General features: G+C 37.5%; 7 protein-coding genes and 1 pseudogene. 3 read left to right on the forward strand and 5 right to left on the reverse strand.

Annotation, left to right across the window (positions count from 1 at the left end; translation table 11 throughout):
• Nucleotides 1-181: 181 nt before the first annotated feature.
• From AC4MRQ_RS22215 to AC4MRQ_RS22225, 3 genes are all read right to left on the reverse strand, one after another.
• Nucleotides 182-1054 carry a hypothetical protein gene (locus AC4MRQ_RS22215; protein WP_491199923.1) on the reverse strand — a complete coding sequence of 291 codons (873 nt, stop codon included), beginning with the start codon at nt 1052-1054 and terminating at the stop codon, nt 182-184.
• A 142-nt stretch (nt 1055-1196) separates the two neighbouring features.
• On the reverse strand, nt 1197-2129 hold the full coding sequence (locus AC4MRQ_RS22220; protein ID WP_491199924.1) for a pYEATS domain-containing protein: 933 nt from the start codon (nt 2127-2129) through the stop codon (nt 1197-1199).
• Complete coding sequence (locus AC4MRQ_RS22225) at nt 2119-2406, reverse strand: hypothetical protein (protein WP_491199925.1); 288 nt, start codon at nt 2404-2406, stop codon at nt 2119-2121. The genes AC4MRQ_RS22220 and AC4MRQ_RS22225 overlap by 11 nt, the downstream gene beginning before the upstream one ends.
• A gap of 754 nt (nt 2407-3160) precedes the next feature.
• Between AC4MRQ_RS22225 and AC4MRQ_RS22230 the strand changes: the two genes are divergently transcribed.
• The 3 genes from AC4MRQ_RS22230 to AC4MRQ_RS22240 all read left to right on the forward strand — a co-directional run bounded on the left by AC4MRQ_RS22230 (nt 3161) and on the right by AC4MRQ_RS22240 (nt 6091).
• Nucleotides 3161-3706, forward strand: a complete 546-nt coding sequence (locus AC4MRQ_RS22230) for a DUF6261 family protein (RefSeq protein ID WP_491199926.1) — start codon at nt 3161-3163, stop codon at nt 3704-3706.
• A gap of 53 nt (nt 3707-3759) precedes the next feature.
• Nucleotides 3760-3888, forward strand: a complete 129-nt coding sequence (locus tag AC4MRQ_RS22235) for a hypothetical protein (protein WP_491199927.1) — start codon at nt 3760-3762, stop codon at nt 3886-3888.
• Nucleotides 3889-4855: 967 nt separating this feature from the next.
• The gene (locus AC4MRQ_RS22240) at nt 4856-6091 is read left to right on the forward strand and encodes a hypothetical protein (protein WP_491199928.1); all 1236 of its coding nucleotides are present in this window, start codon (nt 4856-4858) and stop codon (nt 6089-6091) included.
• 425 nt (nt 6092-6516) lie between these two features.
• On the opposite strand, the gene AC4MRQ_RS22245 is transcribed toward AC4MRQ_RS22240, so the two are convergent.
• Complete coding sequence (locus AC4MRQ_RS22245) at nt 6517-9345, reverse strand: hypothetical protein (protein ID WP_491199929.1); 2829 nt, start codon at nt 9343-9345, stop codon at nt 6517-6519.
• 296 nt (nt 9346-9641) lie between these two features.
• Nucleotides 9642-11315 (reverse strand): annotated as a pseudogene (locus tag AC4MRQ_RS22250) (hypothetical protein); the annotation flags it as partial.

Genomic DNA, 11315 nt, shown 5'->3' on the forward strand with positions numbered 1-11315 from the left:
AAATAGTTTAACCTTTAGAAAACAAGTCTTTTAGGTTTTTAGACAATCTGACGGTGAGTGTATGATTTCGTAAGGGATTGCAGGTTTCAAACTAATCAAATTACTACCCAAAATTGGTGCGGATGATGCTACTCGCTTACCTTTGATGCCCTTATGAATTATACACATTGGCAACCGCATTTTAGTTTCTACCTACTGTCAATTCCTTCAAATTGCCATAAATAGAACTGCTAGTGCGTACATGTACACCACTAAAACCAGAATTCGCGTTTACTTCATTGTTGTATTTATGAATTATAGTGTGGTAATAGTAGTCTCGCGTTATTTTATCGTAAGACCTTTTAATATTTCTATTAATTAAAGCTTCCATAGCAAAGAACGCAAGATTTAAAGCAGGTACTGTTTTTCCTCTTTTTCTAATAATGTACTTTGAAAATTGTAAAAAATAGGAAAATATGGTCAGCATTATAGGCATAATGAAAATCATTGGAATCAAGCCCATCACAAGTCCACTTAAGCCAAAATACTTATGGGAGATTACAACAACGGCAACCCCAATCACGGGCAACAATAGAATTATAGCCTTAAGAAAGGTGTCGGAATAATCCCAAAATACGGTCAATCTTTTTCGGCCATTAAGCTTAATACATAAAATTATGCTGTCCATAACTTCAGCATGCTCTCTTAGGTCACCTTCAGAGTCTTTATCGTATTCTTCTATTAACTGTTTAAACTTAAGAAAGCTTTTACCAAATAAGACTTCGAGTCCTTCAACGTATTCTATGATGTGTTTTGCATTATACTCTCCTTTAAAATGATATGGTTTCTTATTGGCAGGAAGTTTATGATTATTCAAATATCCTAGGTAAATAAAAGGAACCACAAGTAATAGATAAAGAATATACAATAGAATATCCCAATACGACACAAAACCGTTAGCCGATGAAATTGATTGTATATGTTCGGAAGAATAGGCCATATCCTGAATTGAGCCACCAAGAACATAGGAAGTAAAAAATGATAAAGCAAAAAGTAATTTTAATCTAATTGTCATAAAACGATATTTTATCGGATGACTCATTTGCTATTGTTGCTGATGGTTAGTATGTGCAAAGTAGGCGATTGCGGACTTCAAATCTTTCAAGCCGTAAAGAATTTGAAGCGGGCTACAACCCATATATTTACTGCTATCACACCTATTTTGTATATACATTGTTGCGATTATTATTTCCCTTTTGAGGGATTTTGCTTTCTCCCTTTATTGGAATGGAATAGTCATTAATATGTTCGCACATCTTGAAAATAATTGTTTCTTCTTTCCCATTATTAAATGTGATCATTATCGGCATATTGTCAAGACACCCCCAACCGATATATTCCGTCATAAAACTATTATTTGGAGAATCGACTACAACTTTTGGGTTTCTAAAACTCGAATGATTGAAAAAGTAAGTAACATTACTTATTTTTCTTAATTTATTTGCTGGTATATCAAGCCAGATTTTAAAATTGTAATATTTTCCAGTTTTTGTTGATGTTGCTTTTGGGATAATATTTGTGACATTATTATTTGAGTACTTCTCTAAAAAGCTATTATAAGCATTTTTTTCACTTTCCAATTTTTTCAGCTGAATATTCAAATTTAAAATTTGTTTCTCCTTCAGTCTTACTGAATCGAGTTTTGTTTTCAGGTTATTCTGTGCAATAGATACTTGCTTCTTTAAATATGTTAAGGAATCATTATTATTGACAATCTTATCATTAAGGGTGTTGACCAATTTTTGTTTCTCGACCAGTCTTTCTCTATATCTTGCGACTTGTTTGTCCAGCAATTGAAGATTATCTGATAACAATCTAATATTTTCATTTTTGACGGACAACTGGCTTTCTAAATCATTAGACTGTTTCTTTTGTTCTGCTATAATTTGTTCCAATTTGGTCTGTTTAATTGTTCCTGATTCAACAGATTTATTTATCACATTGAGTTTATCCGATTTTTGAGCAATCATTGTATTTAAGCTTTTCAACTTCCATGATGCAAATCCAAAAGCAGATAATATTATTAAGAAACCTATAGACGAAATTAAGGCTCCTTGTCTAGATCTTCTTTTTAATTTTCTATTGTCCATCTTTCTGCTCAATTACTTTTTGAATTAATAGCATCGCTTCTGACCACATCTTAAGCAATCTTCCCGTAGAATAAACAATACCACCTGTTGAACCAAAAAGTCCCGTTACAGCTATGGTATTGTCTTGGCTTTCACTCTGAATTATCAGCATGATCGCTGTTCCTATAAGTACCAAAACAGATATAAGAGTAATAACCAAGTAAACTGTTCTTTCTACTTTAAAAAGAGCTACCAATTCCTTTATGGCATTAACGGTTTTTTCTAGCTTTTCACTCATTACAAATTATTTTCTTAATGATTTTCCTTATAAACATTATATCATCACTTGTCCATAATAATCGCTAACGTAGTTGTAAATATTATTGTCTTTATTTTATAATTATCGCTAAGTCCATCAGTTGTTTTTCTCTCTTTAATAGCTAGCATGAAAATTCCATAAAAAAATTTTAGTACACCAAAAGACCTTTAATACCGATCAATTGTGCTGTTGAGTGACATGACAGCTATTTGCAGTATGAAAAAAATACAATTTTAGCTTCAATTCACTTGTAATTAATTATATAATTTTTACCTTCAAGTCATTAACCAATAAAACCTCATTATTATGACTAAACAATTAAAGACCTCTTCGATCTATCATTCAACACATAATCAAATATAAAACAAATTTCCCTAACATCATCATTCATCTCGAATGCCACAGATCAGCTATTAGCATCTGATAGCTTTGATGTTTTTCTTGTAAAACAGGTATGAAGGTTTATTTACGAGGTATTTTAGTCCCAGCAAAGCAATGAAGATTTGTTAACGGCGTGTTTTACTCCCAGCAAAGGCATGAATGTTTATTAACAAGATGTTTTATTTCCAGCAGAGGCGTAAAGATTTGTTCACGGGGTGTTTTACTTCCAGCGAGCATGTAAATATTTATTAATGTCGCCTCTTTTTCTGAGGACCATAAAGGTTTATTAATGCCAATACGAAAACGATGAAATAACTTTTATCAGCACAATAATAATCCATAAACTAAGCGTATGAATACAATCAGTAAAGTAGACCACGGAACTCGTGGTGATGATGCTGCCGATTTGGGAGCAAAAACTGTGGTTGAACTCGATGCGGCTCCGGCCGAAGATGTTCATCTACCTCTAATGAAAAATGAAATTAAGGCACTGCGCGATCAATTGGTGATTGCCATTGATCGAAATAAGATTGAATCGGAACTGGATGCTTTCGATAACTCACGCGATGATACCTATCGCTCGGTTGTCTACCTGATTCGTGGTTACAAGCATCACCTCGATCCTGACGTTCGGAAGGCAGCCGAGTCGGTTAGTAAGGTATTTGATAAATATAAACTGGAGCTAACCATACTCAATTACACGGCCCAATCCACTAAGTTGGAATCTTTATTTATTGATTTGGAAGAACCTTCAATGGTAGCAAATATTGAGTTATTACCAAGCGTGCAAGGCCTGATTGATAAGCTAAAAACCGAGCAGGATCAGTTTAAAAGTGCCGAAAACGCTGGATTGACTCACAGGGCATTAATGATTTGCAAAAGAGTGCCACAGCCATAAAAAGGGAGTTAATCAAGTTGATAAACAGCAAATTGGTATTATACTTACGTAGTATGATGATGGTGAACCCTGAACCATACATGACCTTAAATACCAATCTGGGTAAAATAATTGACGCTTCTAATGAATTAGTAAGACGTCGCAGCAATAGTGAAGAAGAAATTGAGGCTGGTAGTAATTAAATTTTTAAGCTGATAAAAGTTATAGGGTGCCATTTGGTGCCCTTTTTTGTTTGATTTATAGTTAGGTAAAACCAGGATTACTTTTAATTGCTGTGGGTTAAGTTCATTTCTAAAAAATGCCTTAGTAATAATTTATTTGCTAGTGTTATCTATAGCAAAAAGATTCAGGAATGCATTGTCTTACCAGACGGGTTTTCCTTTTTTCATTACCAAAAAAGGAAATAAAAAAGGCTAGTCTCATTGATGCTTCTATGCGCTCTGATAAATAATAAGCATCACTATCAATGTAGGGCAAGCCTCATTGATGTTCTGCTAAACGATTTATCATTCACTCCTTAGCTGGCTCGCCAATGAGACGGACCACCGCACTTTCAAGGATGCTTTTGCTGAATAGATATATCGGATTGGTAATCGAAAAAGATACCCGGAAGTTGATTACCAGCGATTAAGAATTGAGTATTCTTAATTGATTCAGCAGTAAGTCGGGTTTGGGCGAAGCACCAAAGTGGGCATTATATTACAAATATTGAAGTTGCATGTCTTATGTTTGTTTTTTTATCCACAAGGATATCTATATTGATCCCATAAACAAGCTGGAGGCTTTGCTGAATAAAACTTAGTGGGACGCTCCAATTAATGATGCAAAAAAGCGCGAAGTTCATTAGTTTTAAATGGTTAGATTTTGCCGATAAGTGGTAATAATTATCCGATGAGCGGTCAGATTATGGCTATCAGCGGTTGGAGAGAAACAGACTATTTGACGTAGGGCTTGTTTTGTTTCAACAATCTTATAGCATATACAACAGAATTAAAATCAGAATAAACAACTTCTGAAATGGCGGTTTACAAATCATTTTGGCAATAACGGGTTCTTTTGACTAGGCATATACTGAAAATCTTTAAACACTTTTTGCCTGATTGTTGTAACCGCCCATTCTTGTGGTTTGTCATATTGAGAAAATTTACAATGAAAAACCCTCTTTTAATATCCCTTTTAATGTTGGTTGGTTTAGTAAACCAACTTACCGCCCAATCCCCTTATTTTCAATCAATGGATGAAAACTTTGAGTTAGTACAAAAGTTCTATAAAACAGATACAGTTCTTGTTATATTTCCTGACTCAGAATCCATATCATTAAGTGACAAACAAGGTGTTGAAGGTTTAATTTTTTGGGGCAAGAAGCCAACATTTGTTTACAAAAAGGAGTGCGATCTTATTCCGGCAGACTTTGAAAAACACTTACAACTTTACGGTGCCATCTTTAAATTCAGGAATACATATTCAGAAATACCAATACAAGTAGGGAAAAAGTCATTTTTGTTTAAAACGGAAGCATTTGATAAGGATAATGATGCTTTTTATTACTTAACTGATAATGCAAAAATACTTTACACCTGCAAGAATAATAAAAACACTTTAAGTCCTTTTTCTATTTACGGCGTTGGTGCCTATCAGTTTTATATATTTAGTGACCACGAGATAAGCTATTCAGGATATGCAAGCTCTGTTTCTCAAGAAGAGAATATTAATGATATTCGAAAGCTAAAAAGTCAGTACTTTCAGAAAAAATCAACCTTATTTTTTGATCTGAATATTGCAAAAGCATTGAACGTTGATTCAATAGCTAATACATTAACTGACTCCTTGGATGAGTATGTTATCAATTTATGTAATTGTCTAAACGAGGATACCTGCAATATCAATAAGATGAAACTGTATATCTATGCTGACAGGATTGAGCTACAAAAATTTATTGCTGCTCCGATGTGGAGTACTGTATGGGGGAAATGCATGGGCAATGTATTGCATACATATAATGTCGATCTGGCAACCATAGAACATGAAACGGCACACAGTATCATCTTTCAAAAAATCGGTTACTATATGACCCCATTATTTGACGAAGGTTTCAGACAATACACTGATTATATTTTAAATAAAAACAGTTTTATTAATGATTTAGAAATAACTAAAAAACACTCTGAATTATTAAACAAAGAACTTTTAAACGGAGGTACTTCTTTTTTTAGCAAAGAACAGAATTATCCTGTTTCAGGTGTTTTTACTAAATATCTGGTTGATAAAATTGGATTTTCTGAATTTAAAATAGCTTTTTCTCAGCGATCAATTGAGGAATACCTGAATAATAAATACAATACAACAACTGAAGGGTTGATTGACGAGCTTAAACGTTCGTTATAAATCCTAATTTGGTAATATTGAAAGGCCTGACAGGTTCTCGAAACCTGTCAGGCCTTTTAGGATTGCAGGGCTTCACCCTCGCTATTATGTACAGGCTTCCGCTAAGGCGGAACAAGCATTACAGGCCATACATCGAATTCTATTTTAGTCCCAAGGGGACGATACATAATAGCATAGTCCGTAAGGGCTATGTTAGTGCGGATAATAAAATTTTAGAGCTGTAAGTCCGGCACATATAAATGTTTTCATTCATCACTTAATGAGCATTTATTCCCAAAAATGAAAGCTTTAATAATGTATCGCACCTACAGTGCTTTATTTTGTAGTACTTCTTAACGCAGGGCTTCTCGCCCTGCGCTATTATGTATTGACCTTACAGGCCAACATCCCCTTTTAAGGGGATTATGAGGTAATATAAACATCTCTTATTTTATCACATACCAGGTGGTTCCTTTGGCCGGTATATTTAACTGAATAGTTGTATTACCTTGCCCATCCAGCTTGTACTTTTTCGCTTTTCCATCCTGCTCGCTGATCATGGCACTCTTCTCCAAACCAGTATAATACAGGTTCACGGTAATCGTTTTCTGAACAGGTTTGTTCAAAGGGTTATATACCATTAACAGGCCTTTTTCTTCACCAAAGGGATCAACATGAAGGATGGCATCATAGTCACGTCCATCGGCCCGACGTACGTGTACAATGTCTGCATCCAATATCGCTCTGTGTTGTTTATAGAAATCCACCCATTTTTTTACCAAGGCTTTTGTTTCCGGAGCATCGTACAATTGAGGTCCACGATAACAGGCCTGCACACCGGCACCAAACAAATTGGCCATACGCTGTCCGTAATGTGGCAAATGTTCTTTCAGAGGTTCAATGGTTGCAGCTGCTCCTCCTCCATGGTATTGCACCAATGGCACAAACATCCAGCCCATGGAAGGCGTCTTCTCCCAGGTACCGTCGTAAATATTTTGTCGCTCAATAATTTCTTGCTGCTCACGTGGCAATGACCAGTTGGTTTCGCGATAACCCATGCCTGTTTTATTACTTCCGCTTAAGAAATAATAATCCGGCACATTCAGGTAGATACCTTTGCTACGACACCATTTGTAGTAGTCAGTAATACGTTTGTATTGTTTCCACTGCGAATCAGCCAATCCTTTATGCCCGGGATGTTCAGTAGAAGCACAAACATCTCCCGGATAGGAACCATCGTGCTCAAAATTATCCAGACCGGTATATTCATAAAGCTTGTAAAGCTTATCGAAATAATCGTGCCCCCACTTGCTTTCAATGCAAGGCGAATTACCAAAGCGAGGGCGCATGCCTTCAGGCATAATCACATTGTGGCCCTTGGGTGCACGACGGCTGGCCAGTAATGAATAGCCCCCTAAAGTAATGTTTTTCGAATGGGCGTAATCGGCCAATGCTTTCATGCGATCGAGGTTAGCTTTAGAAACATCTTCGGCATTAAAACCACTACCGAAGGTCATGATTACTTTTTCAAAACCCACCTCAGCACACTGGTCTATGGCTTTTTTAACCGATTTATCATCCGCCTTACGCACATGCATCAATATTGGATTCTCAGTTACCCAAGGTGCCATGGCACGCAACATTTTACGATGAGCTAAACCTTTACGCTCCCTGTCCCAGGTATCATTCAGCAATTCCCACACCCTGAAGGTCTCAAACACTTCACCTGGTTTAACTTCCTGCGCCGGACCATATTTAGGATAGGCTTCCAGCAAACAAGGGGTTACACGTGAATAATTAACCTGTGTTTTATACAGTGGATCTTTGTTCCAGGCTACACTTGAGTTATAAACGTTTTCATCAGACATACCACCAAACACATAATCGGTTTCGATGGTGATATTGGGTTTGGTCCAGGCATTTTTCGGATCAACCACACTCTTGGGTTCCGTAGCCGCCAGTATCTCACTTTTAAAAGTGTTGATAACTATCTCGCGATCTGAACTGTTTTCTACAGTTACCCACTTACAAAATACAGGTAAGCCATCGTATAATTCATGATGCACACTAACCTTGAGGTTTTTAAGGTAATTCAGGTTTGTCAATTGTGCATCCTGTGCGCCTGCAGCCACCTCACCAAGTACTTCTACAGCCTCAACCAGACACCGTCCTCGTTCTCCTTTATCGCCATGATCGCTGTTTTTACCTGCCCAATCCATCTTTCCAACCCTCAGTTTGAGTGGTTTGTTTTCACCAACTGATACATTTGCCACTTGTGTCCAGCTCTTTCGGTCGTAGGAATAAGTAGCAATGATCGTCTCACTTTTTTGCTCCAGGCGCAGCCATACCGCTTCACCGGTCTTCATGCCTTTTATGCGTGTTTCGTGCTCCCCATCGTAAAAGCCAAATTCCTTATGACCGGGACGTAAATTAAGTTTTAACACCTGGTTCTTAAATACGAGACCTATTCCCGGCCCCCAGCTAACGCTCTTGTCGGTACCCGGATTAATTTTAGCCATAAACACACTTGATCCCTGCTTTACCTCTTGCTCGGCATAAACAGCGGTGTTAGCCAGTGCCATAATCTCACCAGCCTTGCCTTCGTTAATAAAGGAGTTACGATCATGGGCCTTTGATTCATAACGTTTCCAGTTATCCGATAAGGTTTCAAACTGATCATTTAACAGAACTGAACGATTGGCATCTGAGGCCATGGTAGCCACCAATCGCTTAATGGCTTCATCATTCAGGCGGTAATGAAATACCAATTCTTTACCAGGTGCAGGCCATGGCATATCCTTGGGCATCCATTCAATTCGCTTTTTCCATGGAAAGCGCTCCTTTGTTGGTCCCACCTCGTAATCAATCAATTGAAATGCTGATGGATTGTTAGTCATCTCATCCAGCCACTCAGGCAAAAGATAATTATGAATGGGTTGTCCTTTCAATCCTCCCACTTCGAAGGTCATTCCATCTATCTGTAACTCAGCTTCGGGGCGTACCGAACGAAGAAATGATTCATTGGTTTGCAAATGCTCCAGTCCTACTGTGGCACCATTGGGGTTTGTTGCAAAGGTTCGGCTCACAATTCCATTGGATAACACCAGGTAGCCGTCTGCATCCTGATACAGTTGTGTTGTTTGTGAGACGGGTTTAACCAGCCAGTCGTTTTTTTCTGTTACCGCTGCTTTATCGTATTTCGGAAGGGGTTGTTGTGCCCATAGGCCGATTGTAAACCCAGTCAGCAAAAGTATGGTTAATATCTTTTTTTTCATAACTATGTGGATTATCACTTTTTATTATTTATACATCTTATCAGGGCAATTTCATTTTCATTATTTATTTTCAACTCAAGCCGTTGTGGCTTCTACTTTTTGCCTACAGCACAAAAAGTAGACAAAAACGCCGTCGACTCAAGTACTCGCTTACCCACCAAGGCAACATTACGGGAAAAATTTAAAGATGAACAGCTTGATACCAAATTTTTCTTTCCTCCATTAATGCCGGTGGGTACCCAAGCTACGTTACTTAGGTCGCTATATCCATGTTATTTTTCTAACGAATCCTATTATTATTTCTTCGTCTGAAAATTCACAATCATCTCGGGTCCTGCTACTCTTCCTTTTCCTTTATAATCAAATTCGATTAAGTTCTTTCCTTCTGTTGCTGTATATGAGGCATCCTGAAGCGTCAATTTCTTTAATACGGCATGCTTTTCATTACAATGATAGATCGTTTCATCTCCCTTATTAACCAGGTATTCGCCCGGCTTAAGGGTGACAGGTATTTCACATTTTTGCGTTCCAACTTTCAGGTAGATGCCTTTAACACTTTCTTTGGCTTCCTTTGGCAGACGAATGGCATAGTGCAGCTTCTGTTTTTTGCCGGCACAATAATATTCCCAGGTGGTAGATGTAGGCAACCCCGGTTCTGTGGTCATGTTTACATGTTTATAGTCGAAAGAAACAGGAGCTTCTGAGCTACTTTTAAGTATTTCTGAAGGTAAACTGTTTTTATCATTCATACCATGAGCTTTTCCGCCTTCAGGTGCCCAGGATTCGATAAATACTAATTTAGCTTTACCTTCATTTACTTCTAAGCCATAAAAGGTAAAAGGATCACGCAGTTTTTCTTTTTGTTCTTCTGTGAATATTCCGTCCATTCTGGCATTCTCCCACTTTTTAATTTCTTCCAGGATGGCTGTACCTTCATTATTTGACTTTTCGATATTAGGACTGATGTAGAAATCAACACCTGCATCATAGCCTGCACCTAAGCCCATCACCCATTCAATGTCTTGTTTCGTGGTTCGGCTATTGATACTGAACTGTCCCATCTTGCGGGGTAGCAGATCTTCCTTTAATCCTTTTTGTACCCTGATTCGATGATCTAAATGTGCTTCTCTAAAGTTTTTAGACGTCCATGGTTCACCCCAGCTTTCATTTGATAGATAATGCCAGCCGAAATGAGTAACATTTGATGAATTGGCAACAATATTTGGGTTATCCAAATGATCGTAGAACACTTTCATAAAACGATCCCCTCCGTAACGACCATGACCACATGCCAGTCCACCTTCCAGTCCATCAAAACTAATCCGTTTTAGATTTGCTTCATTGAAGAATTTAGCCAGGTTTTTAGCCATTTGATCCTGTAGATTGATATCTGGGAAAAATATTTTATAAGCATGCGACATTAAACGAGCCACTTGCTCACCTTTTTTATGTGCAACGGCTTTTGTTCCAAACGCACCACGCTTACAATCTTTTAATATCAATTGACCATTGGCCGTTGCAAAAGAGTATTCAATAATTTCGTCACCAATACGCACAGCTGTATGCTCTCTCCATCTTGGGTTGGCTTTATCCAAATTGGGTTCATAATAAGCCGGACGCATTTGCTCATCACCTAACAATAGTTCGGTATCACTTTCTGTGATTCCCTCTTCTAACCGGGTAATGCCCGCCATTACCAATCCCGGATTGGGCTTAGGTGTTACCATTGGGTCATTCGTTGTAATAAAGTTAGTTAAAGTATGAGCACCGAGATTGATACCATGCTTTTCTGCTTTATCGGAACATTCCCGAACCGACTGGTAACCATCAGGAAAATCCTGTTCCCGGATTTTAAATGTCCCCCATGTTTCAAAAATACCACCGTGGTATACGCAACTTATTCCTGCTTTTTTGGCTACTTCAATGCAATCATCAATATTTCTAACATTAAATGACATAATGAATTTCGA

It is taken from the genome of Carboxylicivirga sp. (genome assembly GCF_982718395.1).